This window comes from Sinorhizobium americanum (assembly GCF_001651855.1).
Lineage (GTDB): Bacteria > Pseudomonadota > Alphaproteobacteria > Rhizobiales > Rhizobiaceae > Sinorhizobium > Sinorhizobium americanum.
Genome location: NZ_LNQC01000076.1, coordinates 209,707 through 233,987, shown reverse-complemented (window position 1 = coordinate 233,987; position 24,281 = coordinate 209,707). Strand labels below are relative to the sequence as shown.

The following is a 24,281-nucleotide window of genomic DNA, read 5'->3' as shown; positions in this document are numbered from 1 at the left end:
ATGTCATTCAAACCAGCTACTTGCGGCCTTGTTCCATGGCAGGAGTGAGGTTGCGAAGCCGCGCCACGTCAACGCCCCTTCGCGGCTGCGCGATCGTCCATCTGCTGCCCACTTATTTCCTAGACGTCCGGAACAAAATCAGGAGGCTGTTGTTATCGGACATCCGCGGGGCGCCCCGCCGAGGCCCCGGTGCGTGCCAAGGGAAGCGCCATGTCTCCTGCCGACGTCGACTCTCCGGTCACCGAGCCACCCGAATATTCCGTTGCTGCAGCCACCTCGCTCCAGGAACGACGCCCGAACACCTTGAAGCACGGCGATACCTTTGCCGTCTTCGACCACAACGGCGATGCCTATTCGGGATCCGGCAGCCCTGAAGGGTTGTTCCATCGCGACACCCGGCATCTTTCCCACCTCGCCGTGACGATCAACGGCGCTCGACCCTTGCTCCTGTCCTCGACGCTCAGAGACGACAACGCGACGCTGACCTGCGACCTGACCAATCCCGATTTTGTGGATGATAGTGGTGCACTTGCGCTTCCCCATGATTCGATCCATCTCAGGCGCTCCCGCTTTCTCTGGAACGGCACCTGCTACGAACGGATCCTGGTGCGCAACTTTCATGAGCGGCCGCAGCAGATAGAAATCAGGCTGGCCTTTGCGGCAGATTTCGCGGATTTGTTCGAGGTTCGCGGCAAGCAGCGCAAACAGCGCGGCCAAATGCATCCGGCGACGGCCAAGCGCGGTGAGGTGCATCTTTCCTATACCGGCCTCGATGGCCAGAAGCGGACGACGCGCCTGGGTTTCGATCCGCCGCCGTTGCGTCTTTCGGCAACCGAAGCCGTGTACGAGATCGGTCTTGCACCGGGTCAAAGCCGGACGCTGTTCCTTGAGATCAACTGCCAGAGGGAACCGGCGATCACCATCGGTCACCGGTCATTTTTCTTTGCGCTGAGGGATGCGCGTCGTGCCTTGCGCACATCTTCGGGGCGCGCGGCGTCGATCGTCAGCTCGAACGAAGTCTTCAACGAGGTCGTCCAGCGCAGCATATCCGACCTCTACATGCTCATCACCGACACCAATGAAGGCCCCTATCCCTACGCGGGAATTCCCTGGTTCAGCACGGTGTTCGGCCGCGACGCGATCATCACCGCGATCGAAACCCTGTGGCTCGATCCGGAAATCGCCCGCGGCGTGCTTGCGCATCTCGCAGCCAACCAAGCGACCGATTTCGATCCCTTGTCGGATGCCGAACCGGGCAAGATCCTGCACGAGGTGCGCTTCGGCGAGATGGCCGAACTGCGGGAAGTCCCGTTCCGCCGCTATTATGGCAGCGTCGACTCGACGCCGCTTTTCGTGATGCTGGCCGGGCAGTACCTGCAACGCACGGGCGACGCGTCAACGATCCGGACGATCTGGCCGAATATCGAGGCCGCGCTGAAATGGATCGATGTCCACGGCGATCGCGACGGAGACGGCTTCGTCGAATATGGTCGCCGGACCGAGGAAGGCCTCGCCAACCAGGGCTGGAAGGACAGCCACGACTCCATCTTCCACGCCGACGGTATGCTCGCCAGGGGGCCGATCGCCATCGCGGAAGTCCAGGCCTATGTCTATGGCGCCTGGGAGGCGGCCTCTAGGATGCTCAGGGTTCTCGGCCACGAGGACCGGGCGGTCGAGTTCTCGCGCCGCGCCGACGACTTGCGGCATCGCTTCGACGCGGTCTTCTTCGATGCGGAACTCGGCACCTATGTGCTCGCGCTTGATGGCGACAAGCAGCCCTGCCGGGTCCGCTCCTCCAATGCGGGACATGCCCTGCTAACCGGGCTTGCAATTCCCGAGCGGGCCGAAGTGGTCGCAAAAACGCTGATGTCGGGCGCCTCGTTCTCAGGCTGGGGGATACGAACCATCCCGGTCACCGAAAGCCGCTATAATCCGATGAGTTATCATAACGGCTCGGTATGGCCGCACGACAACGCCTTGATCGCGCTCGGACTGGCGCGTTACGGCTTTCGTCTGCACGCGGCACGGATCTTCGAGGGACTGTTTGCCGCCTCTACCTATATCGACCTGCGCCGTCTGCCGGAGCTCTTTTGCGGTTTTCCGCGCCAGCGTGCACAAGGTCCGACCTTCTATCCCGTCGCCTGCATCCCCCAGGCCTGGGCCGCCGCCGCACCCCTGTCGCTGCTCCAGTCCTGCCTCGGCATCGAATTCCATACGAAGCAGATGCAGATCACCTTCGACACGCCCTACCTGCCAGGTTTCATCGAGGAACTCGAGATCCGGAACCTGCAGATCGGCTCCGGCTCCGTCGACGTGGCGGCAAACCGCTCCGGCACCAGCGTCGTCATCGACGTGCTGGAGCGGCGCGGACATGTCCGCGTCGTGACCTTCGCCTGAGGGACGGGCTTCGCGCGGGAGGGAAAAAAGCGCGAACGCGCTCGCCACTGACCCGCGCAAGCATGAGAAGTGCTCAGCGCGTGCGCGCCACTTTCTTCGGCGAGGGCAGAAGGCCTTCGCGCTGCAGTTTCTTGCGCGCAAGCTTGCGGGTGCGGCGAACGGCCTCGGCCTTTTCGCGAGCCCGTTTTTCGGAGGGCTTTTCGTACGCGCTGCGCATCTTCATTTCGCGGAAGACGCCTTCGCGTTGCATCTTCTTCTTGAGAACGCGGAGAGCCTGGTCGACATTATTGTCTCTGACGAGTACCTGCAAAGTATATCCTTTCCGTGTTGATAAGAAATTAGATGATCCCGTCAGCCAACACTGACGGCGGCAACTGCTGCGTGGGCCTCGATGCTATAGAGCTAGCGTGACTCCTTCGGCCGAGCCTTCAGGTGGCACAGGCAAAAAAGGCCGGGGGCGACCCCGACCTCCTCTTCAGCGCCGTGCATCCTCGGACGCGAAACGACGCCCTGTCATTCAAACGCTCCCTGCCAGTACATCCGTGGTCAGCGGAGGCGAATGACAAATCAGACGGCTCGCAGATTGTCTGCCGAGCTTTTGCCGGACCTGTTGTCGCGGACGATGTCATAGGTCACCTTCTGGCCTTCGGCCAGCGAGCGCAGCCCGGCCCGCTCGACGGCGGAGATATGGACGAACACGTCCGTTGTTCCGTCGTCGGGCTGGATAAAGCCAAAGCCCTTGGTGCTGTTGAACCACTTTACGGTGCCTGAATTCATAACGATTTCCTTTCAATCGCTGGAAATTACGGGCGAGTATTTGCCCCGCTTGATCGATATTTGAGAGGAAATCTGACGAAGCGCTTCGGCGCGCGACAAAGGTCTCAAGCAATGTTCGACGCGCTATATATAGACGCCGCTTCCGGAGATGCAATGGCGAAACCGAATTTAATTGCGGAGGTCATTTGCGCGTTTCGAAAATACAGTTCAAGCCGCTGTTTTGAATCGTAAATAATATCCGGACAGTCGTTGGAATTGGCGCGGCCGATCTCGGCATGGCCGCGCCGCGCCCGCTGTCTTGAACTCAGCCGGCGACAGGCCGACGCCCGCTCGCCGCGCCATGCACCAGCAGCGCTGCGATTTCATCGGCGACGAGAACCGCATGCTCCGTCACCTGTGGAAGGCCCATCAGTTCGCCGAACGTGCCGCGCGCCAGCGGCCCGGCGATGAAGAAGTTCGGCTGCTCCCAGCCGCCTGCTCCCACGGCGCGAGAATGAAGATCACAGGCGATCCCGAGACCGGTTTGGCAGGGAACGAGCACGCCATCGCTTGCGAGGCCCGCCAGGAAGGACTGCGAGTTCAGGATCTCGCCATGGGCGGGGCCGGTGGTCACCACGATCGCGTCAACGACGATGTGCCGCGGCGCGTCGCGGCCGCGCTGACGGAGATCGACCCTGATCTCCCCGTCCTTCATCGCCGCCGATGCGATGGAGGCGGCAACGATTTCAAGTCGGCCTTTCTCGATCGCCCTGTCCAGAACGCTTTCCACCTGCGGCGCTATGCGAAACCGATGCACGTCCCAATAGGCGCGCGCCAGGCGGGCGATGCGGCGGCGCTCGACGGGCGGCAGGACCTGCCAGATCTGCTGGCCCTGCGCCCGCACCGCGTCGATGACCGGATGCCAGCTCAGGCCCTGTTGCCGGGCGTCCCGCAGTGTTCGGCGAATGCGGCGAAGAAGCTCCGAAGCGCGGCTCGCCGGCTCGGAAACGAAGTCGCCGAACGGCTCTTGCGCGATCGCCGGGTGGCCGCGGGACCGCAGCCCGCGCCGCGAAATGGAAACGATCGGCCCGCGGTGGCCTCTTTCCGCAAGCGCGGCGACCACGTCCGCCGCTGTCAGACCGTTGCCGACGATCAACACGCGGTCTGCCGGTGCAATGCGGTCCAGTGCATCGGCGCTCGTTGGATCGGCGACCAGTTTGGGAGAAGACGAAAGCGGCAGCAAAGTCTTTGGCAGCATCGGCGCCGGATGGGTGACGGCAAGAACCGCGATGTCGGCGGCGAGCGCCTCCCCATCCTCCGCAAGGATCGTCCAGGGGCCTGCGGATTGCTTGATCTCGAGCACCCGCTTGCGCCTGTGCTCGATCGCCCCGCTTGCCAGACAAGGAGCGAGTTCGGCCGCGACATAATCGCCGAACACGTGTCGACGCGGATAGGCTACGCCCTCGGGAGTATAGGCGGCCGGATCGGTGGAAACCGTATCGGCCCGGGCGACGTAGTCGGCGAAGCTTTCCGGCTCGTCCGGATAAAGGCTCATCTTGAAGGCCGGAACATTGATGCGATGCGCGGCCTCGGCCGTGTCATAGGCAAGCCCGGCGCCGAGCCTGGCGCGCGGTTCGAAGACGACAATGCGTGCTCGCCGCTCGGCACCGAGAGCGCGTGCCAGATGCAGCGCCACGGCGGCACCGCTGAAACCGCCTCCGACAATCGCCACGACCGGCACGGGCTCGAATTTTCGCATGCTGCACTCCCGCAATTCTCAGTGCCCCGGAGGGGTGGTAAGCGAGTGTTCGCCCGAACGCGGCAGGGGACGCGGGCGAAACACGAGCCTCGCATGCGATGCGATCGAAGGAAAGATGTCGCACGCACCTGCTGAAAATGAGATTTATTTATCTCCACTAATTCTATGGATTAAATGATGGTAGCTGAAGCTGGCGGTCGCCATACAATTCAGGAGAGTACAATGACAATCCACCGCAGAACCTTCGCAGTTGTCGCCGGCGCGGCCCTGACGCTGGCACTCCCCATTTCCGCGGCATTCTCGGCCGACGTGACGCTCAATATTGGCTATCAGCCGATCGTAGAACCATCGCGCGTGCCGCAGGCGGACGGCACCTACGAGAAGGCCACCGGCGCCAAGATCAACTGGCAGAAATTCGACGGCGGCGCCGATGTCATCGCTGCCATCGCCTCCGGCTCGCTGGACATCGGCTATGTCGGTTCCTCGCCGCTTGCCGCCGCCGCAAGCCGTCAACTGCCGATCGAAACCATCGCTCTCGTCGGCCTGATCAGCGAGGCCGAGGCGCTTGCCGTTCGCGGCATCGACAAGCCGGAGCAGCTTTCCGGCAAGAAGATCGCCACCCCCTTCGTCTCGACCGCCCACTACAGCCTGCTGACGGCCTTGAAGCATTGGAACGTCGATCCGAAATCCGTCGAAATCCTCAATCTGCGGCCGCCGGAAATCGCCGCCGCCTGGTCGCGCGGCGATATCGACGGCGCCTATGTCTGGGATCCGGTTCTCGCCGAGATCAAGAAGACCAGCACCGTGCTGGCGACGTCCGCCGATGTCGGCAATTGGGGCGGTCCGACCTTCGACGCATGGATCGTCAGCAAGAGCTTCGCCAATGCGCACCCAGACGTCGTCGCGGCTTTCGTCAAGGTGACGGGCGATGCGACGGCGGCCTATCGCGCCGACCCCGATGCCTGGGACGCCAAATCACCCGAAGCCGAGAAGATCGCCCGGCTGACCGGTGCCAAGCAGGAGGAGGTTCCGGCACTCCTCAAGGGCTACACCTTCCCGACGCTCGAGGAACAGGCCGGCACCGATCTCCTGAGCGGCGGCACGGTCGAGGCCGTCGCGGCAACCGCAGCCTTCCTCAAGGAACAGGGCAAGATCCCCGCGGTGCTGCCGGACTACGGCGCCTATGTCTCGCCGCGCTGGGTGAAGGACGCCGCCAAGCTCTCCTTCTGAGGCAACGCGACGACGCGCCCGCAGATATCCGCGTCGCAATCCAATCAAGGAGAGACCATGAGCCACTTGTCGTTCAACGACGTCAGTCTCACCTATCCGGCGCGCGACCGCAATGGCGCGGCGCAGCTGGTGCTCGACCGGATCAGTCTCTCGCTCTCGACCGGAGAATTCGTCGCGGTCATCGGCCGGTCTGGTTCCGGCAAGACGAGCCTCCTCAATATCGCGGCCGGCTTCCAGGAGCCGAGCGAAGGCACCGTGACGCTCGACGGCGCGCCCATCGACGGGCCGGGCACCGAACGCGCCGTGGTTTTCCAGGACGACGCGCTCTATCCCTGGCTCGTCGCCCGCGACAATGTCGCCTTTCCCCTGAAGCTCAGAGGGGTTGGCGAGCGCGACCGGCGCGCTCGAGCCGAAGAACTGCTTGAGCTCGTCGGACTGCCTACCGCCGGCAATCGCCGCATCTCTGAACTATCGGGAGGCATGCGCCAGCGTGTCGGCATCGCCCGGGCGCTGGCAGCCGAACCTCGCTTTCTCCTGCTCGACGAGCCGCTCGGTGCGCTCGATTCGCTGACGCGCAGCCGGATGCAGACCTTTCTTCTGAATGTCTGGACGAAGAGCGGCTCCGGTGCCCTCCTGATCACCCACAGCATCGACGAGGCGCTTCTGCTTGCCACGCGCATTGTCGTCCTGTCGCCCCATCCGGGCCGGCTCGCCGCCGATATTCCGAGCAGCTTTGCCGCCGATATTCTCTCCGGGACGCCAGCCGGCGACGTGCGGGCCTCCCCGGCCTTCAAACGCATGCATGACGGTCTGATCGGCCTCATCCATACCGCCAGCCCGGAAGAGGAGCTTGCCGCATGACGCTGACGACCCACCTGCCGCAATCCTACGGTTACGTTCCCGATGTGAACGCGGCGCAGGCAAAGCAAACGCCCGTCCGAAAAAGGCAGGTGCCGATAGCGCTGGTTTCGCTTCTCACGGCGGCAGGCCTCTTGCTGATTTGGGCGGCGACCGCGACGGCCGGGCTGGTCTCACCGATCTTCCTGCCCGCGCCGGCCGTCGTCGCGGCGACGCTCTGGAACCTCGTCACCGTCGGCTTCGTCGACTCGACCCTCGCCGAGCACGTGCTCGCCAGCCTCGGGCGGGTGCTCGGCGGCCTTGGTGTTTCCGTGCTGATCGGTGTACCCGCCGGGCTTGCGATCGGCATGAGCCGGATTGGCCGGGGCATTCTCGACCCGATCGTCGAGTTCTTGAGACCGCTGCCGCCGCTGGCCTATCTGCCGCTGATCATCATCTGGTTCGGCATCGGCGAGGCATCTAAGGTCACTGTTATCGCGCTGTCGATGCTGCCGTCGATCATCATCTCGACGGCCGCCGGCGTTCGCGCAGTGCCGAAGGATCACATCAACGCAGCTCGCGCCTTCGGCGCCACCAGGCGCCAGGTGACGCTCCACGTCGTCTTGCCCTCGGCCCTGCCGTCGATCCTGACCGGAACCCGGATCGCGCTTGGCACTGGCTGGTCGACGCTGGTTGCGGCGGAACTCGTCGCCGCCACCCGAGGGCTCGGCTTCATGATCCAGTCGGCCGCCCAGTTCCTCGTCACCGATGTGGTGATTGCCGGCATCGCGGTCATCGCGCTGATCGCCATCCTGCTCGAGATCGCCGCGCGCGCCCTCGAACGGTGGTTGGCGCCCTGGGCTTCGGCACATTGAACGGTGGGCCCATCCGTGGGGGCCAAGTCCCCCCATCCCGTGGTCGTCAGCGCGCCAGCCAGCCCCCGTCGACGGCAAGCACTTGGCCCGTGACATAGCCGCTCGCCGGCGAAGCGAAGAACAGCACCGCAGTGTCGAGGTCGGTCGGCTCGCCCCAGCGGCCGCAGGGGATACGCTCGAGAATGGCACGATGGCGGTCGGGATCGTTGCGGAGCGCTTCAGTATTGTCCGTCGCCATATAGCCTGGCGCGATCGCGTTAACGGTGATCCCCTTCGCGGCCAGCTCGTTGGCCATCAGCTTGGTGAGCCCGGCGACGCCATGCTTGGAGGCCGTATAGGAGGCAACGCGGATCCCGCCCTGGAAGGATAACAGCGAGGCGATGTTGACGATCCGCCCCTGTATGCCCCGTTCGAGCATATGCCTGACCACCGCCTGGGAGAGGACGAAGGCGCTCTTCAGGTTGATGTTCAGGACGTCGTCCCAGTCCTCTTCGGTGAAATCGATGAAGTCGGACCGGCGTATCTGCCCGGCATTGTTGACCAGGATGTCGACCGTCGCGCCACCTGCGACGAGGCCGGCGAACATCTCCGCTATTCCGCTCGGGTCTTTGAGATCGTAGACGACCTCGTTGAACTGCCGCCCGAGCGCTTCGACCCTGCCGCGGGTCTCGGGCATCGCCTGCGATCCCAGTCCGATGATGTCGGCGCCGGCCGAAGCAAGCGCCAGAGCGAGGCCCTGCCCCAATCCGGTGCGCGCGCCGGTGACCAGCGCCCGCTTTCCGGAGAGGTCGAAGGGGCCGGTGGTCATCGGATATCACCCATCGGCACGAAATCCATATCCTTGAACGACTTGTTGTCGCCGGCCATGCTCCAGATGAAGGCATAGGCCGAGGTCCCGGCGCCGCAATGGACGGACCAGGGCGGCGAGACGACCGCCTGTTCGTTTCTGACGATCAGATGACCCGTCGCTTCCGGGCGCCCCATGAGATGAACCACGAAGGCATCCTGGGGCACCTCGAAATAGAGATAGGCCTCCATGCGCCGGTCATGCGTATGCGCCGGCATGGTGTTCCAGACGCTGCCCGGCTCGAGACGCGTCATGCCCATCAGCAATTGGCAGCTCGGCACGACATCCGGATGGATATATTGGAAGAGCGTTCGCTTGTTCGAGGTCTTGCCGTCGCCGAGATGGAGTTCGATCGCTTCCGACTTGCGGATATGCCGGGCCGGAAAGGCGGCATGGGCGGGAGCGCTGTTGATATAGAACTTGGCGGGCGTCGAAGGATCGGCGCTTTCGAAAGAGACATTCCGGGTCCCCATGCCGAGATAGAGCGCGTCCTGAAAGCCGATCTCGAAAACGGCGTTGTCCGCTCGCACGATCCCCGGACCGCCGATATTGATCAGCCCCAATTCGCGTCGTTCAAGAAGGAATTCGCCACCGACGACGCGCGCCATGTCCTCGCCGAGGCCGATTGCCTCCTTGTCCGGCATCGCGCCGATGAGGAGCAGCCGGTCGTAATGCGTGTAGACCGCGGTCGCGCGCCCGGGCGTAAACAGTTCCTCGATCAGGAAGTTCTGCCGCAACTCGCTCCCGGTCATGGCTTCCGACTGAGAGTAGTGAACTGCGTGGCGAACAGTTATCGACGACTGCATAGCGTTCCTCTTCGTTTTTGCTTCGAGCGCGAGGGACGACGCGCCCACTGAGAGGGCACGCCGTCCAGCCTGGGAGGCTTATGGGAGTGGCGCTTACTGGGTGGCGCGCGCTTCGTTGATCTTGCGCACGTCGTCCTCCAGCACCTTGTAGGTCTCATCGAGTGACAATTCGCCGACGATCAGTTGGCTCATACGCTGCACGATCTGCTGATAGAGCGCCGATCCGCCCTTCTGGCGCTCGAAGTCGCGTGCCGCCTGCGGCACGTTCTTCTTGTTGTCGAGGAAGACCGCCATGGCGGACTTGGCGTTCTCGCTCGAAAGCTTGTATTGCGGGTCCTTGATGTCGGCGCCGGTGAGGATCACGTAGTTCTCGGCGATCTCCCGCTGAATCTTCTCGGAGCCGAGGAATTCGATGAACTCGGCCACCGCTTCCGGGTGCTTGGTGCGTTTGAAGCCGACGATCGCCGTCGCGCCCGGCATGGCGTAGCACCCGGCCTCGCCGCAGGGCGCATTGATCGCCGTCCAATCGAAGGCGTCGCCAATCTTCGTCTGGAACGGGTTGACCATCCAGTTGCCGGCCAGATAGGTCACGACATTGCCGTTGACGAACTCGTCACCCATGTTCTTGTACTGCGATCCGCCGGCCGCGCCCCACATTTCCTTGGGGAAACTGCCGTTCTCGGTCCACGAATAGACGTCGGCGATGTATTTCTTGGCAGCTTCGTCCGGGAAGCTGAACTTGCCGTCCTTCACATAGGTCGAACCATAGGAGAAGGCGGCACCGGAGAAGCGGTGGCCGGAGCGGTCCATGGTAAAGGGAACCTGCACGCCCGTTGCCTTCGCGACCCGCGCCGAGGCTTCGACGATCTCCTTGAGCGTCGCCTTCGGTCCCGGCAGGGGCTCGCCGGCCTGCTCGAACAGCGTCTTGTTGACGAAGGGCAGGTTCAGCGTCTGCGACGCCACATAGCCGTTGATGGAATTCGGCTCGTTGATGTTCGGCAGGCGAAGCTGCTCGAGGCTTGCGCCGTGGAGCTTGGCGTAGGTCTCCGGGTCCTTCATGTAAGGGCGCATGTCCAGATAGTACGGCGCGAGCTGCCAATCGGTGATCTTGGCGAGGTCAGGCCCCTCGCCGACCGCAAGCTGCACCGGCAGCTGCTTGGCGACGGCATCGTAGCCGGACGAAACGAAATTGACCTTCACGTCCGGATGGGTGCTCTCGAATTCCTTGCTGAGCTCGGCCATGCGCTCGACATAGCCCTGGTCGTCATCGGTAAACAGGAATGTGATCGTCTTGGTTTCGGCCTGGGCCGAGACCGCGCCGACGAAACCGGCGATGACAAGGGCGCTGGCGCCCGAAAGAAGCTTCGACATGCTCATCCTCCCTATGAAAACATTTTCACGAAATCGAACCGGAACTCCTCTGCCAAATTCGATTTTCACCTTTTTGCGACTTGACAGCGCAAAGGTCAAGCTGTTTCTTTGCCACCGTATCGCAGGCGCGAAGCCTTATCGGCCGGAACGCCACTTGTGAAAATCTTTTCATATGATCGACGGGAGGCGGTCTATGAACGACAATTCCGCCACGCAAGCACCGTCTCTCGACCCGACCTACGAGGTCCAAAAGGGCGAGACGATCACCGCCTGGATCGTCTCCGAGCTGATCAGCAAAGACTTCCCCGGCACCGCGGCGCCGGCGGAAGACCGCGTCAACTACCGCTTCATCAACGGATTCGTCGATGTCGGCGACCTGCCCTGCCGCAAGGCGTTCTGGGCCGAGATGGTCGGCCGGGCGATCGAACCGGAACGCGACTGGCCGGCGCATCTGAACCTGCCGGGCTCGAACCGCCGTGTCGAATTCACCGGCTTCTGGCATGTTCCGACCCATATCCGCCGCTGGCTGAAGGGCACCTTCCGGACCGATGCTCCGCGCCCACTTCACCTGCGACTGGGGACCTGCGGCGGCGTGCGCATCTGGGTGAACGGCGTCGAGCAGGTGCGCTTCGAACCATTTAGGCGGAATGTCGAAAGCACCTCCGAGGTGACCCTCGCGCTTCAACCGGGCGACAACGAGATCCTGCTTCACACGGAGGATCTCGCCGAAAGGGACACGATCTGGTTCTTCGAGTTGGAGCTGCTGGACGAGACGCCGCTGACCGTCGTTCTACCGGTCCCTCTCGACAGCGACGAGGTCAACCGCCTTGCCGCTCTCGTGCGCGACGTCCGGCCGAGCCGCGACGTCTTCGTCGACTCGGCGCTCGAACTCGTCTTCGACGCTGCGCCCGAAGTCGACCTGCCGGTGTTCGTCGAGGTCTACAGCCACGGCCATGATCGGGCCGTTCTGGCTCGGGCGGCGGCAACGCTCGGCGCCAGGGAGATTCGCCTCACCATCTCCGAAACTCTCGGCATTCCGGACGGCTATCACGGCGTGCGGCTGACGATCGGATCCGGCGCCGGCACCGTCACCCGGGTCATCGACGCCGCCTTCCTCGGCCGGCTTTCGCCTGCCGCGACGGCTGAAACCATCGCCGAGCGAAAGCGGGCGGCACTCGATTTCAGTGCCGCTCAAGGCGCGGAACGCATCGGCCGGGCGCTTGCCATGGTCGCCGTCGGCAGCGACGACAGGGCAACGATCGACCGCCTCATCGCGGTGACCCTGCAATCGATCGACCGGCGCGAGGATTGCTCCGATTTCGTCCTGGTGCCGCTGCTCTGGCTCGTCCGCGCCTATGGCGAGCGGCTTGGCCCGGAGACGGTCGAGAGAATCCGGGCATCGGTGCTGGGTTACCGTTACTGGGTCGACGAACCCGGCAATGACGTCATGTGGTTCTGGAGCGAGAATCACGTGCTTTGCTTCCATGCGAGCCAACTGCTCGCCGGAGACTTCCTGCCAGACGCCGTCTTCGCGGCCTCGGGGCGGAGCGGACGTGAGCAGGCGGCGCTCGCCAAGGCACGCCTTCATCGCTGGTTCGACAGCGTCGAGGCGCATGGGCTGGCGGAATGGAACTCGGCCGCCTACTATCCGATCGATTTCATCGGCCTTTTGGCGCTCGAGCACTGGGCCGAGCCCGAGCTTGCGGGCCGCGCCCGGCGTCAGCTCGACCTGATCTTCGAAATGATCGCGCTACACACGCTTGCCGGCGTGCCGGCGGGCTCGCAGGGGCGCGCCTACGACAAGGAACTGCGCGCCGGACCGCTGACCGAGCTTGCGCCCTTCGCCGCCGTCGCCTTCGGCGAGGGCTGGCTGAACGGCGGCGTCGCCTCGCTGCCGATGTTCTGCTGCTCGGATTATTTCCCGCCCGCCCATCTCGACCGACTGGCGCGGCTCGAGCCCGGCCGTGCCATCGAGGCACGTTACGCGCAGGGGCTCGATTTCGGCAAGCTCGTTCTCTTCAAGAACGAGGCGGCGCAGCTATCGACGGTCGTCGACCACAAGACCGGCCGGAAGGGCCACCAGCAGCACGTCATGGACATTCGCCTTGCCGGTCATCCGATGGCGCGGCTCTGGGTGAACCACCCGGGCGAGGACGATCCCTGGGGCACGCAACGGCCCTCCTATTGGGCAGGCAGCGGCATTCTTCCGCGCGTCGCCCAGCACCGCGATCTGGCGCTGATGATCTTCGACACGCAGGATCATCGCAACGGCTGGACCCACGCCTATCTCGGACGGGACGGTTTCGACGAGATCCTCACCGAGGACAACTGGCTGATCGTCCGCTCGGGGGCCGGCTTCGCCGCCCTTTGCGCCACCAACGGCCTCACCATGGTCACCAAGGGCGCTACGGCCGGCCGGGAGCTCCGCTCCGAGGGTCGCCTCTGCGGCTGGGTCGCCGCCATCGGCTGCGGCGGCATCAGCGATTTCGAGCGTTTCCGCGAGCGAATTCACGCGACCGGGGTGACCTTCGACGCCGATCGACGCCTGCTTTCGGTCGCACCTCCGGATCGGCCGGCGCTGCGGCTTTCCCATGACGGCGCCTTCTCGCTCGGCGGGGAGCCCCTGACCTTCGGCCATGAGCAGCCGCAGCCCGAGATCACCTTCGACCATGCCGGTCCCGCCGGTCGCGCGGACCGTCTCTTCTATTTCATGAATGGACCATGCGGATGAATGAGATCAACATCGAGCGAGCGACGCTCAAGACCAAGGTCGACAAGGTCGCGGCCGCCTTCAGCCGGCTGAAGGGCATCAAGGAGGGCCTTGTCGGCGCGGATCATGCCGGCGGCATCCAGTTCGACGAGTGGGATTGGGAGGTCGGCGTCGGTCTCTACGGCTTCCTGCGTCGCGCCATCGCCACCAGTGATCGCAAGGCGATCGACGACCTCGTCGGCTGGTATGCCTGGCAGATTGAACGCGGCCTGCCGCCGCGCCAGATCAACAGTTCGGCGCCGATGTTGCCGCTCGTCATCCTGACCGAGCATGTCGACCGGCCCGATTTCCGCGCCCTCGTCGAGGACTGGGCCGACTGGCTCGTGCATAGCCTGCCGAAGACCGAGGATGGCGGCTTCCAGCACGTCGTCAAGGAGCGGCTGAACGACGGCGAGCTCTGGGACGACACGCTGTTCATGGCTTGCCTGTTTCTCGCCCGCGCCGGCGTCATCTGCGATCGCCGCGACTGGATCGACGAGGCGGTCTACCAGTTCATGGTCCACACGCGTTATCTCTCCGACCCGATCACCGGCCTCTGGTATCACGGCTGGACCTTCAACGGCCGCCACAACTTCGCCAAGGCCTTCTGGGCGCGCGGCAATGCCTGGATCACGGTGGCGATCCCCGAGCTTTTCGAGCTCGTGCCCTCGCTCAACCCGAGCGACAAGCGCTTCCTCTCGAACGTGCTCGCCAGCCAGGTCCGTGCTTTGAAGCGCCATCAGCGCGATGATGGCATGTTCCACACGCTGGTCAACGACCCGACCTCGCCCGTCGAGACCTCCGCCACCGCTGGCATCGCCTATGGCATCCTGCGCGGCATAGAAGCCGGCATCCTGAGGCAGGAAGACCGCGTTCACGCCGATCGTGCCCTGATGGCGGTGCTCGGCCAGATCGATGCGGAAGGCGTCGTCCAGGGCGTCTCGGATGGCACACCAATGGGCCACGACCTCGACTTCTACCGGCGCATCCCCAACCTGCCGACCCCCTACGGCCAAGCGCTGACCATGCTGTTATTGATCGATGTGCTTCTCGAGGAGGATACCAAATCGTGACGCCGAAGCAGCTCAGCATTGGCGCGACCGGCCGTGATGCGACCGCCGAGATCCAGACGGCGATCGACCAGGTCTCGGGCCGCGGCGGCGGCCGCGTGTCGCTGCTCGCCGGCGAACACGTGGCGGGCGGGCTGCTCCTGAAGAGCGGCGTCGAACTGCATCTGACCGAAGGCGCCCTGCTGCGCGCTATTCCCGATTACGAGGCCTACCGCGGTACGACCGTTCGGGTCATCGCCGAAAAATCCGACAGGGGCATGATCGTCGCGCGGAACTCCGAGAATGTACGGATCACCGGCCCGGGCCGGATCGAGGCCGGCGGCGAGCATTTCATCACCGGCGACGACCCCGATGTCGGCACCTTCATTCCGGCGGAATTCCGGCCCCGCGTGGTCGTCTTCGAGGGATGCCGGGGCGTCGGGCTCGACGGTTTCCACGTTACCGGCTCGCCGATGTGGACCCTTCACCTTGCCGATTGCGAGGACGTCGTCATCCGCGGCGTCACGATCACCAACGACCGGCGGCTGCCGAACACCGACGGCATGGTCCTCGATGCCTGCCGCCGCGTGCTGATCGAGGATTGCACCATTTCGACCGCTGACGACGGCATCTGCCTGAAGACGAGTGCGGGGCCGGACGGCAAGGCGATCGGGGCCTGCGAGAACATCACTGTACGCCGCTGCACCGTCTCAAGTCTGAGCTGCGCGCTGAAACTCGGGACAGAGTCCTTCGGCGACTTCAGCGATATCGCCTTCGAGGATTGCAACGTCAGTGAGTCCAATCGCGGCCTCGGCCTGTTCTCGCGCGACGGCGGCCAGATGCGAAACATCCGCTTCTCGCGGATCGAGGTCGATTGCCACGAAACCCCCGACGGCTTCTGGGGTTCGGGCGAAGCCCTGACGGTGACCGTGGTCGACCGGCGCCCGGAGCGCCGGGCGGGTGCGGTGGAAAACCTTCTCGTCGAGGAAATCAGCGGCCGCATGGAGGGGGCGATCAACCTCGTCTCCACCTCTACTGCCGGCATCAGCAACGTCGAGCTCAACCGGATCACGCTTGCGCAGCAGCCCGGACGGCTCGGCACCGGCCTGCACTACGATCTGCGGCCGACCTTTGCGGACATCGCCCCGTGCGCCGAGGCGGCGGGGCGAGCCAACGCCTGGACGCGCGGCAACGACGGCCGGATCGTCGGGCTTCTCGACTACCCGGGCGGTATGCCGGCGATCTTTGTGAAAGGCGTCGAGGGGCTGGTCACGGAGGACGTGGCGGTGAAGCGTCCGATGCGCCTGCCGGAAGGCTGGAGTGCAAGGACTATCGTCGAAGAGAAGCATTGACCGAGTGGGATGCCCGCATCCCGCTCCAATTTATCAGACTCGATCAAGTCCATGATTTTCGGGCGAAGCGACCCGAAGCATGGTGATCTACCGGGAGCAGGCGATGGGAGATCTCAAGCTTACGAACCTCAACAAAGCGTTCGGCACCGTTCACGTCCTGCACGACGTGAACCTTCAGATCGACGATGGCGAATTCGTCGTCTTCGTCGGCCCGTCGGGCTGCGGCAAGTCGACCCTGCTGCGCATCATCGCCGGCCTCGAGGACGTCACCTCCGGCGCGATCGCCATCGGCGGCCGCGATGTCGGGGCGCTCTCGCCGGCCGAACGGAAGATCGCCATGGTCTTCCAGTCCTACGCCCTCTATCCGCATATGAGCGTGCGCAAGAATCTCGCTTTCGGCCTCGAGAACCTGAAATTCAAGCGGGCCGAGATCGACGCGCGGATCACGGAAGCCGCCCGCATGCTGGCGATCGAGCCCTATCTCGACCGCAGGCCGAAGCAGCTTTCCGGCGGCCAGCGCCAGCGCGTCGCGATCGGCCGGGCGATCGTGCGCGACCCGGACATCTTCCTCTTCGACGAGCCGCTCTCCAATCTCGATGCGGCGCTTCGCGTCCAGACGCGCGCCGAGATCACCAAGCTGCATCGCGAGATGCAGACGACGATGATCTATGTCACCCACGACCAGGTCGAGGCGATGACCATGGCCGACAAGATCGTCGTGCTTCGGGCCGGCCGCATCGAACAGGTGGGATCGCCGCTCGAGCTCTTCGATCATCCGCGCAATCTCTTCGTCGCCGGCTTCCTCGGCTCGCCGCGCATGAATATTTTGAAGGGCCGGGTCGTGATCGGCGACGATCGCAGCGTCCTCGTCGACGTCGGCTATCCCACCCTGCTCCGGAGCGACGTCGATCCCGCCAAGGTCACCGCTGGACAGGAAGTCCTTGCCGGCGTCCGGCCGGCGCATTTCGCGCTTTCCGACAGCGAAGGCCTGCCCTTCGAGGTGCAATATCACGAGAGCCTCGGGACGGAGACCTACGTCTACGGCAATCTTCAGGGGCAGTCTGCGCAGGTTATCGTCCATCGGTACGGGCATTTCGCGCCCGCGCCGGGCGCCATCCTGAAGATCACGCCGCAGGACGACCGACTGCATGTCTTCGATCCGGCAAGCGAGCTCGCGCTCGGCCGCGTCAGCGGGAGGGCCTGACCATGGCGAGAGCAGCAGGACTCGCCGACCGCGCACTCGACCTCGTCATGGCGCTCTTCGAGGCGCCGATCAACGCCATCGAGCGCGTGATCGGCAAGGGGCGGATGCCCTATCTCTTCCTCGCGCCGAACCTGGTGCTCTTCGGCATCTTCACCTTCCTACCGATTGCGATCGCCATCGGCTACGCCTTCACCGGCGGCGCCGATCTGCTGATTTCCAACCGACCTTTCGTCGGCCTCGACAATTTCCGCAAGCTGCTCGCCTGCGACAGCTATCTCGTGCCGGGAAGCTGCGAGGAATCGCTTTTCTGGACGGCGATCTGGAACACGCTCTGGTTCGTCGGCTTCAATGTCGCCGCCACCCTTCTGGTCGCCCTCGTCACCGCACTGATCCTCAACCGCGCGATAGCGGCGCGCGGCTTCTTCCGGGCGATGTTCTTCTATCCAGTTCTCTTGTCGCCCGTGGTCATCGGGCTGATCTGGAAGTGGTTCCTGGATCGCAACGGGCTGCTCAACGCCTTCCTGCAGATGCTGGGCGTACCGCCGGAAATCTTCCTCCTCGACGTCGGCTGGTCGCGCTTCTTCGTCGTCGTCGTCTCGGTCTGGTTCCACATGGGCTTCTATACGCTGATCCTGCTCGCCGGCCTCCAGGCGATCCCCAAGGATCTCTATGAGGCGGCGGCAATCGACGCCGCCACGCCGTCGCGCACCCTGTTCCGCATCACGCTGCCGCTCCTCGGCCCGAACCTGCTCGTCGTGCTGATCCTCCTGATGATCCGCTCGGTACAGATCTTCGACGAGGCCTGGGTGCTGACCAATGGCGGCGGCCCGGGCACGGCGAACACGTTCATCGTCCAATACATCTACCAGATGGCGTTTGCCGGCGACCTGAGGCTCTACGGCCTCGCCTCGGCTGCCTCCGTCCTCATGGGGCTGGTGCTTCTGGTCCTTACCCTGGTGCAGCTGCGCCTCGGCAAGAAGGTGGAGTCCTGATCATGTCCGGCAATGTCAGTGCCATCGGCTTTTTCACCCGCACCCGGCGCGCCGGCCGGATCGACATCACCGACATCCTTTCCTGGCTGTGGCTGATCGGCGGGACACTCGCCGTGCTCGTGCCGGTGCTCTGGGCCGGCATGTCGTCGCTCAAGCCCGAGGCGGAGATCACTCGCTTTCCGCCGACGCTGCTGCCGCGCACCGCCATACAGGTTGAGGTTCAGGGCTTCGACAAGCCCTTGAGCCTCTGGAACGTGACGGTCGACGGCGAGACCCGGGAAATGGCGATGGTCCGCCGCATCGGGCTCAAGGCGCAGATGGTCGATCCTGCCAATCCCGGTAAACCTGTCAGCGTCGACACCAGGACCATTTCGCCGGTACAGCGGCTGACGGTCGCGACGCAGAACTACACGGATCCGCTGACCCGCTTCAGCTTCCTGACCTTCCTCAAGAATTCGGTCTTCGTCACCTTCGTCGCGACGCTGCTGACGCTGATCGTCAATGCGCTCGCCGCCTTCGCGCTCTCGAAATATCGCTTCCGCGGCGACAAGGCGATCTTCGTCTTGATCATCTCGACGCTGATGATCCCGCTCACGGTGGTGATGGTGCCCGCTTATCTCGTCATCGTCGGCGTCGGCCTCGTCGACAATCTCTGGGGGGTCATCATCCCCACGGTCGCCTCGCCGACCGGCGTGTTTCTGCTCAGGCAGTACATGCTGACGATTCCGGACGAGCTGATCGAAGCGGCCCGCGTCGATGCGGCAAGCGAGTTCCGCATCTTCTGGCGCATCGTCCTGCCGCTGACCGCCCCGGCGCTCGCGGTTCTGGCGATTTTCTCGGTGCTCTGGCGCTGGAATGACTTCCTCTGGCCCCTGATCGTCTTGAGCAGCCGCGAGAACTTCACGCTCCAGGTCGGGCTCAACGCCTTCCAGGGCGAGTTCTCGGTACAATGGCACTATATCCTCGCCATGACCTTCCTGAGCCTCATCCCGGTGACGCTGGTGTTCCTCTTCCTGCAGCGCTATATCACCACCGGCATCGCCGGAACCGGCATGAAATAGGGACTATTTCGCCGATCTCGGGGGCGCAGCGATGCTGCCCCTCAGGATCAGCCGGCAACCGAGCTCGAGCCGGTGCGCCGGGCGCAACGCATCGTTGGCGATCAGCCTTTGCTCAAGCAGGAAAAGAGCGGCGGCGCCCAGCCGGTCGGCCGGCATCTGGATGGTGCTGAGCGGCGGCGCGCTGAACTCGCCCGGCACAATGTCGTCGAAACCGAGCACCGACATATCCTCCGGCACGCGGATGCCCGCCTCGGCAAGCGCATCGAGACAGCCGAGCGCCAGGTTGTCGGCCGCGCAGAAGATCGCCGTGGCGCCCCTGAGCTTGCCATCCGCTTTCAGGAGAGCGCGAATCACCTGCTCGCCATGGCGCGGCTCGTAGCTCTCGGCGACCACGACCATGTTCTCGGGGGCGGGCAGGCCGGCCACCAGATGCGCATCGACATAGCCGTCGTAGCGCCGCCGGATTGTCGTGCGCCCCTGCCATGTCAGGTGCAGGATGCGGCGGTGGCCGAGAGAGAGCAGATGCTCGGTACCGAGCCGCGCGCCGAAACGATTTTCGACCGTCACGGTATCGACCAGCATCGTGGGATCCTCGCCATTGAGGATCACCATCGGCTTGGCGAGCGTCGAAAGCGCCCGGATGAGCTCCGGCCTGTCGTCGTTGAGCACCAGGATGCCGTCGACATTCTCCTCCTCGGCCGCGGTGCGCACCTCGGCGGAATCGAGGCGGGTGCTGGTGCTGACGAAGGGGACGATGCGGATTCCGCGCCGCTCGCATTCGCGCCGCACACCGTTGAGGATCGTCCAGCTCACCATGTTGAGGTCGCTCTGCGGCGCCGCGTCGCTCGTCAGGGCGAGCAGGACGACGCGCACGGTGGCGATCGTCGCCTTTTTTCGCCGGCTCTCGAGATAGCCGAGCCTGCGCGCGGATTCGAGCACCCGTTCGCGCACCTCGACGGTCAGCGGCGCCGTGCCGTTCAGCGCGTGCGAGGCCGTGCTGAGGGACACCCCCGCCTCGCGCGCCACGTCCTTGAGATTGGTTTTCCGTTCCACGATCCGATCCCGTTCCGCTGCTGCGGTGCTGGGCACGGTCCCCGACGCAGGGCGCCGCGGGCAGCCAGTGCATCCCACTCAAACCATACGAGCGCGCCATTCCGCAAGCCTTAAAGCCTTGACGTTCAAAGGGATCCGCTGCCAAGTCCCCGAGGCATCGCCGATGTTTTATCGACGTTATCTTCCCGCAACGACGTCGGACTTGAGCGAAACTCCCGGAAAGCTTGACACGCCCATCCGCAAATGAGAACATATCATGAACAAACCGGAGGCTTCCATGACCCATGCGGAAGAAGTCATCGAGCGCGCAATGGCGGCGGTTGCCGCGGTCCGCCGCCAGCGGGAGCGTGATCAGGAGCGGCGAAGACAGGCATTCGGACGGATCCAGTTGGGGCTCCCGCTGCCCACGCTCAAGCACGGCCTGCAGCTTTCACTGGAGTTGGACAAAGGGCAGCAGCGCCGTGGCACGGGGGCGAGCTAGGTCCTGTGCCTAAGCGGTGCGCGTTCGGCCGAAGGCGCGCAGCATCAGGTTTACGGAAATTGCCACCTTGTCGATATCCGGTACCTCCTGGGAATAGTTGCCGGTATAGAGCTTGATGATCATCTTGTCGCGCTCGAAGCCACGCAGATCGAAGTGGAGATGCAGGTAATAGCGCCGCTGGTCACCGGAACGGCTGATGTCGCCGCGCCGCTGGGTCACCTGTTTGAGCTCCGCCTGAAGCGGCGCGAAACCTTCAAGGTTCAACGTAACGCGGGTCGACTTGAACCTTGTTTCGGTGGGAACCGCTACAACTGCCTTATCGAGCGAAAGGCTCACCAGGCGCCCGGCGCTGCCGTCGACATCCGCGGCCTCATCGAGCTTGAACGCCTGGAGAAGACGGCGCGGCTTCTCGAAGCAAATTAGCGAGGCAATGACGAGGACCACGACGTTGAGGCCCGACCAGAGCGCTGCGATTGTCGAGAAGGACCCCTCGATATGCGCCGTCTCCGGAACGATGTTGATCAGTAGCCCTGCCGCCGTGACGACGATGAAGGCTGCGATCCAGGTAAAGGTATAGGCATCGAACTGGTTTGCCTCGTTGCCGCTGCCCTTCGGGGTCACCTTGAAGGGCTTGCCGAACGGCCGCACCAGACTCGAAAGCACCGTCGGCAGCATGCGAAAGGTGGCGAACGTGCCGACGGCGGTGGAGACCAGCGGCAGGTAGCGGGTCGGCGCCAGCCAGAGCATCAGCAGGAAATAGGCGGTCAGCAGCGGTATCTGGTTCGAAACATAGTCGGCAACATTGGTGAAATAGAGCGGCAGGGCGCCGGACCAGAGATAGACGATCGGGACGAGAAGCACGGCGAAACGGACCAGATATTGCACCAGCCAGGACATCGGCAGGAACATGATGCGCTGGAAGAGCGAGAGGCCCGGCCCGCGCAAGGGACCGTTATGCAGGTAGAGCGTCTGGATTCCGCCCTGGCACCAGCGTTCGCGCTGGACGAAGTAGCCGGTGAGGTTCTCAGCCGCCAGGCCCATCGACAGCCGTTCGTTCAGGTAGCGGGTCTTGTAGCCCTTGTTGAGCATCGAGAGCGTCGTCAGCAGATCTTCGGTGATCGACTCGGTCGGGAAGCCGCCGATCATATCGACCGCCGTGCGACGCGCGATCGAGCAGGAACCACAGCAGAAACTCACGTCCCAGCCGTCCCGGCTCGGCGCAATCTCATCGAAGAACAGCCGCTGTTCATCCGGCCATATATTTTCGAGACCGAGGTTCGATTGTACCGGATCGACGTTGAAGAAATGCTGCGGCGTCTGCACGATGCCGATGGTCTCGTCCAAAAAGAACGGCAAGGTCCGGCGCAGAAAACGGCGATAGGGGACGAAGTCCGCGTCAAAGACGGCAATGAAGTCTCCGGAGCTGACCCGCAAGCCATTGTTCATGTTGCCGGCCTTGGCATGAGCGTTGTCGGTGCGTGTCACGTGAATGGCGCCGCGCCCCTCGCAAAAGGTCCTGAGCCAATCGCGCCGCCCGTCGTCGAGCACATAGACCGCGAGCTTGTCTTTCGGATAGTCAAGCGCCAGCGCGCCGACGATCGTTCGTTCCAGCACGTCGAGCGGTTCGTTGTAGGTGGGAATGAAGATGTCGACGCTTGGCAACTCGCTCTCCGGCCGCGCGAAGAACGACCGCGCAAGCTCATCCACCTCGACGCTGCGGTCGATATAGCGACTCATCAGGATGAGGAACAGCACGACCTCGGAAAAGGCGAGCAGCTCGACGATGAACACGAACCAGACCCAATAGAAATTGGCGCCGTCATTCGGATAGGGGAGAACCGTTTCGGTGAAACGCCAGACTATGTAGCGTAGTGCCACGGCCGCGACGAACGCACAGGTAGTCGCCCGCGCCCAGCTTTGATGACGCGACCAATTGGATGGTCCGAGCAGGAAGAAGGCGATGACCAGCAAGGTCGGCGCGAGTGCTAGAAGAGATTGAACCACAGGCTTTCAAACCACCGCGTCAGACGGATGTTGCGTTTGGAAAAGCGCACCTGCGCCGTTCGTCCCACCTGGCAAAAATTGGCAAAGTCGGCGTTGAGCGCAGACGGCGCCAGCGCGACGCGGATTCGTGCACTGCGCTCTTCGGTTTCCGGCTCGTTGGCGGCGAGCGAGTCTTTTTCGACAACCGCGGAACTGCCCTTGACGGCCTGTACCTTGCCTTTGAAGACGTCTCCGCGACCGAACAAGCGGACCTCAGCTTCGCGGCCGGGATAGATCTCATCGTAGTCGACCTCGGGGACGAGAATATCGACGAACAATTCGCGGCAGTCGAGGATGCGCATCATTTCATTGTTCAGAACGACGTTGGAACCGCTGACAACGTTCCTGCTCCAGACGACGCCGCCGAACGGCGAAGGAATCGTGGCCGACTCAAGGCTGCGGACGCGCTTCTCCTCCTCAGTCAGCTGCTGCGCCGCCTGACTGGCCCGCGTCTCATTTTCGGCAATGCGGGTATCGAGATCGTTGATGCGAACGATCACCTCGTCCTGACGCTGCCTGGAATAAGGCACGTCGTTCTGGCCGTCTCCCATCACGAAAATGCCCTGTCGCACAGCTTCGAGGCGTTGCTGAAGCAAGTCGACAGTCAGGTTGCTGATCTCGACCTCGCCCCCCGTTGCGGCGCCGGCTGCCTCGGCCGCCTCCACCATCTTGCGCGTGAAGATCCCCTTCGATTCCAGCTCCTGGCGACGATCGAGGTCGACTTTCGCCACCACGTCCTGAGCACGCGATACCTCAACGCGCTTCTGCAGAATTGCTAGCTCGCGCTCAAGGCTGGCAATCGTCGCACTCTGAAAGACACCCATACGCTGGCCAAGCTCGTCGCGCAGCAGGGCGAGTTCGTCGCGCTCACGGCGCAGCGCCGCGACGCGCTCGACGGCCGTGCCATGCTCGGCGCGAAGCGAGGCAAGAATCGCGCGGTTAACGCGATCGTTGCGAATGACCGCAAGGGTTTCGCCTTCTGTCACGGGCGTGCCGATTCGCGGCGGCGGCTTGGAAATCTCGCCATCGATAGGCGAGTTGATGATCGCGAAGCGGGCGTTGACCGTGCCGTCGAGGCTGGTATAGCCGGTCAGGTCCGGCAGCAGAACGGCAATGGCGACGGCCAGGAGTAGAATGCCGACCGAAATACGCGTAACACGATGGTTCAGGATCACCTTGGCCGCCCTTATTCATATCAGGACCGGGTTTCCACGCTGACGCAGCCGGAACGGTCCATCGGTTGCCTTAGGCACACCTCGCCTGCACGATTCCGTCCATGCTGCACGTCAGAATTTAGTGTCATTCAGCGTTGAACAACCCTAAAAATTGCAGGTTTTGGCAGGGAGAACATAAAAAAACCAATGTTTAACGTCGCATGACCCCTGGCTTTTCGAACGGTGTCTCTGGCGCAAGTACGTT

Annotated in this window: 20 protein-coding genes; 11 read left to right on the top strand and 9 right to left on the bottom strand. The window is 63.6% G+C overall.

Going from position 1 to position 24,281, the window contains the following annotated elements; all coding sequences use genetic code 11:
- The first annotated feature begins 210 nt into the window (after nucleotides 1–210).
- Entirely contained in the window at nucleotides 211–2,397 is a 2,187-nt protein-coding gene (locus tag ATC00_RS25175; RefSeq protein WP_064254853.1) for an amylo-alpha-1,6-glucosidase, read from the top strand.
- Between the two features lie 73 nt (nucleotides 2,398–2,470).
- Here ATC00_RS25175 and rpsU read toward each other — a convergent pair whose 3' ends face one another.
- From rpsU to ATC00_RS25160, 3 genes are all read right to left on the bottom strand, one after another.
- Complete coding sequence (gene rpsU / locus ATC00_RS25170) at nucleotides 2,471–2,707, bottom strand: 30S ribosomal protein S21 (protein ID WP_014762084.1); 237 nt, start codon at nucleotides 2,705–2,707, stop codon at nucleotides 2,471–2,473.
- Between the two features lie 257 nt (nucleotides 2,708–2,964).
- The gene (locus ATC00_RS25165; RefSeq protein ID WP_064254852.1) at nucleotides 2,965–3,174 is read right to left on the bottom strand and encodes a cold-shock protein; all 210 of its coding nucleotides are present in this window, start codon (nucleotides 3,172–3,174) and stop codon (nucleotides 2,965–2,967) included.
- A gap of 304 nt (nucleotides 3,175–3,478) precedes the next feature.
- Nucleotides 3,479–4,912: an FAD/NAD(P)-binding protein gene (locus ATC00_RS25160; protein ID WP_064254851.1), complete on the bottom strand. Its 1,434-nt coding sequence runs from the start codon at nucleotides 4,910–4,912 to the stop codon at nucleotides 3,479–3,481.
- Between the two features lie 222 nt (nucleotides 4,913–5,134).
- Between ATC00_RS25160 and tauA the strand changes: the two genes are divergently transcribed.
- From tauA to ATC00_RS25145, 3 genes are read left to right on the top strand one after another with little or no spacing between them, the layout of a single operon-like run.
- Nucleotides 5,135–6,142 carry a taurine ABC transporter substrate-binding protein gene (gene tauA, locus ATC00_RS25155; RefSeq protein WP_064254850.1) on the top strand — a complete coding sequence of 336 codons (1,008 nt, stop codon included), beginning with the start codon at nucleotides 5,135–5,137 and terminating at the stop codon, nucleotides 6,140–6,142.
- A gap of 57 nt (nucleotides 6,143–6,199) precedes the next feature.
- A complete protein-coding gene (locus ATC00_RS25150; protein WP_064254849.1) occupies nucleotides 6,200–7,003 on the top strand; it encodes a taurine ABC transporter ATP-binding protein in 804 nt (267 codons plus the stop codon).
- Nucleotides 7,000–7,854, top strand: a complete 855-nt coding sequence (locus tag ATC00_RS25145) for an ABC transporter permease subunit (RefSeq protein ID WP_064254848.1) — start codon at nucleotides 7,000–7,002, stop codon at nucleotides 7,852–7,854. The genes ATC00_RS25150 and ATC00_RS25145 overlap by 4 nt, the downstream gene beginning before the upstream one ends.
- A 46-nt stretch (nucleotides 7,855–7,900) precedes the next feature.
- Here ATC00_RS25145 and kduD read toward each other — a convergent pair whose 3' ends face one another.
- The 3 genes from kduD to ATC00_RS25130 all read right to left on the bottom strand — a co-directional run bounded on the left by kduD (nucleotide 7,901) and on the right by ATC00_RS25130 (nucleotide 10,878).
- Nucleotides 7,901–8,662, bottom strand: a complete 762-nt coding sequence (gene kduD / locus ATC00_RS25140) for a 2-dehydro-3-deoxy-D-gluconate 5-dehydrogenase KduD (protein WP_064254847.1) — start codon at nucleotides 8,660–8,662, stop codon at nucleotides 7,901–7,903.
- Nucleotides 8,659–9,507, bottom strand: a complete 849-nt coding sequence (gene kduI / locus ATC00_RS25135; protein WP_064254846.1) for a 5-dehydro-4-deoxy-D-glucuronate isomerase — start codon at nucleotides 9,505–9,507, stop codon at nucleotides 8,659–8,661. The genes kduD and kduI overlap by 4 nt, the downstream gene beginning before the upstream one ends.
- Before the next feature lie 93 nt (nucleotides 9,508–9,600).
- On the bottom strand, nucleotides 9,601–10,878 hold the full coding sequence (locus ATC00_RS25130) for an ABC transporter substrate-binding protein (protein WP_064254845.1): 1,278 nt from the start codon (nucleotides 10,876–10,878) through the stop codon (nucleotides 9,601–9,603).
- A 193-nt stretch (nucleotides 10,879–11,071) separates the two neighbouring features.
- On the opposite strand from ATC00_RS25130, the gene ATC00_RS25125 reads away from it, so the two are divergent.
- The 6 genes from ATC00_RS25125 to ATC00_RS25100 all read left to right on the top strand — a co-directional run bounded on the left by ATC00_RS25125 (nucleotide 11,072) and on the right by ATC00_RS25100 (nucleotide 19,285).
- Nucleotides 11,072–13,609, top strand: coding sequence for a hypothetical protein (locus ATC00_RS25125; protein WP_082912554.1), 2,538 nt, complete (start codon nucleotides 11,072–11,074; stop codon nucleotides 13,607–13,609).
- The gene (gene bglB / locus ATC00_RS25120) at nucleotides 13,600–14,700 is read left to right on the top strand and encodes a beta-galactosidase BglB (protein ID WP_082912553.1); all 1,101 of its coding nucleotides are present in this window, start codon (nucleotides 13,600–13,602) and stop codon (nucleotides 14,698–14,700) included. Before ATC00_RS25125 ends, bglB begins: the two co-directional genes overlap by 10 nt.
- Entirely contained in the window at nucleotides 14,694–16,028 is a 1,335-nt protein-coding gene (gene pglB, locus ATC00_RS25115; protein WP_064254843.1) for a polygalacturonase PglB, read from the top strand. The genes bglB and pglB overlap by 7 nt, the downstream gene beginning before the upstream one ends.
- Nucleotides 16,029–16,131: 103 nt before the next feature.
- Nucleotides 16,132–17,232: an ABC transporter ATP-binding protein gene (locus tag ATC00_RS25110; protein WP_064254961.1), complete on the top strand. Its 1,101-nt coding sequence runs from the start codon at nucleotides 16,132–16,134 to the stop codon at nucleotides 17,230–17,232.
- Between the two features lie 2 nt (nucleotides 17,233–17,234).
- Entirely contained in the window at nucleotides 17,235–18,224 is a 990-nt protein-coding gene (locus tag ATC00_RS25105; protein ID WP_064254842.1) for a carbohydrate ABC transporter permease, read from the top strand.
- Nucleotides 18,225–18,226: 2 nt separating this feature from the next.
- Nucleotides 18,227–19,285 carry a carbohydrate ABC transporter permease gene (locus tag ATC00_RS25100; RefSeq protein ID WP_064254841.1) on the top strand — a complete coding sequence of 353 codons (1,059 nt, stop codon included), beginning with the start codon at nucleotides 18,227–18,229 and terminating at the stop codon, nucleotides 19,283–19,285.
- A 3-nt stretch (nucleotides 19,286–19,288) separates the two neighbouring features.
- Here ATC00_RS25100 and ATC00_RS25095 read toward each other — a convergent pair whose 3' ends face one another.
- The gene (locus tag ATC00_RS25095; protein WP_064254840.1) at nucleotides 19,289–20,338 is read right to left on the bottom strand and encodes a LacI family DNA-binding transcriptional regulator; all 1,050 of its coding nucleotides are present in this window, start codon (nucleotides 20,336–20,338) and stop codon (nucleotides 19,289–19,291) included.
- 277 nt (nucleotides 20,339–20,615) lie between these two features.
- Between ATC00_RS25095 and ATC00_RS25090 the strand changes: the two genes are divergently transcribed.
- Complete coding sequence (locus ATC00_RS25090) at nucleotides 20,616–20,819, top strand: hypothetical protein (protein WP_064254960.1); 204 nt, start codon at nucleotides 20,616–20,618, stop codon at nucleotides 20,817–20,819.
- A 9-nt stretch (nucleotides 20,820–20,828) separates the two neighbouring features.
- Here ATC00_RS25090 and ATC00_RS25085 read toward each other — a convergent pair whose 3' ends face one another.
- Nucleotides 20,829–22,823 carry a glycosyltransferase gene (locus ATC00_RS25085; protein WP_064254839.1) on the bottom strand — a complete coding sequence of 665 codons (1,995 nt, stop codon included), beginning with the start codon at nucleotides 22,821–22,823 and terminating at the stop codon, nucleotides 20,829–20,831.
- Nucleotides 22,805–24,037 carry an HlyD family secretion protein gene (locus ATC00_RS25080; RefSeq protein WP_064254838.1) on the bottom strand — a complete coding sequence of 411 codons (1,233 nt, stop codon included), beginning with the start codon at nucleotides 24,035–24,037 and terminating at the stop codon, nucleotides 22,805–22,807. Before ATC00_RS25080 ends, ATC00_RS25085 begins: the two co-directional genes overlap by 19 nt.
- Between the last annotated feature and the right edge of the window lie 244 nt (nucleotides 24,038–24,281).

Excerpts from the sequence above, each read along its gene's own strand:
- ATC00_RS25175 (WP_064254853.1), top strand. The coding sequence starts at position 211 with ATGTCTCCTGCCGACGTCGACTCTCCGGTCACCGAGCCACCCGAATAT.
- ATC00_RS25165 (WP_064254852.1), bottom strand. The coding sequence starts at position 3,174 with ATGAATTCAGGCACCGTAAAGTGGTTCAACAGCACCAAGGGCTTTGGC.
- ATC00_RS25160 (WP_064254851.1), bottom strand. The coding sequence starts at position 4,912 with ATGCGAAAATTCGAGCCCGTGCCGGTCGTGGCGATTGTCGGAGGCGGT.
- tauA (WP_064254850.1), top strand. The coding sequence starts at position 5,135 with ATGACAATCCACCGCAGAACCTTCGCAGTTGTCGCCGGCGCGGCCCTG.
- ATC00_RS25150 (WP_064254849.1), top strand. The coding sequence starts at position 6,200 with ATGAGCCACTTGTCGTTCAACGACGTCAGTCTCACCTATCCGGCGCGC.
- ATC00_RS25145 (WP_064254848.1), top strand. The coding sequence starts at position 7,000 with ATGACGCTGACGACCCACCTGCCGCAATCCTACGGTTACGTTCCCGAT.
- kduD (WP_064254847.1), bottom strand. The coding sequence starts at position 8,662 with ATGACCACCGGCCCCTTCGACCTCTCCGGAAAGCGGGCGCTGGTCACC.
- kduI (WP_064254846.1), bottom strand. The coding sequence starts at position 9,507 with ATGCAGTCGTCGATAACTGTTCGCCACGCAGTTCACTACTCTCAGTCG.
- ATC00_RS25130 (WP_064254845.1), bottom strand. The coding sequence starts at position 10,878 with ATGTCGAAGCTTCTTTCGGGCGCCAGCGCCCTTGTCATCGCCGGTTTC.
- ATC00_RS25125 (WP_082912554.1), top strand. The coding sequence starts at position 11,072 with ATGAACGACAATTCCGCCACGCAAGCACCGTCTCTCGACCCGACCTAC.
- bglB (WP_082912553.1), top strand. The coding sequence starts at position 13,600 with ATGCGGATGAATGAGATCAACATCGAGCGAGCGACGCTCAAGACCAAG.
- ATC00_RS25110 (WP_064254961.1), top strand. The coding sequence starts at position 16,132 with ATGGGAGATCTCAAGCTTACGAACCTCAACAAAGCGTTCGGCACCGTT.
- ATC00_RS25105 (WP_064254842.1), top strand. The coding sequence starts at position 17,235 with ATGGCGAGAGCAGCAGGACTCGCCGACCGCGCACTCGACCTCGTCATG.
- ATC00_RS25100 (WP_064254841.1), top strand. The coding sequence starts at position 18,227 with ATGTCCGGCAATGTCAGTGCCATCGGCTTTTTCACCCGCACCCGGCGC.
- ATC00_RS25090 (WP_064254960.1), top strand. The coding sequence starts at position 20,616 with ATGACCCATGCGGAAGAAGTCATCGAGCGCGCAATGGCGGCGGTTGCC.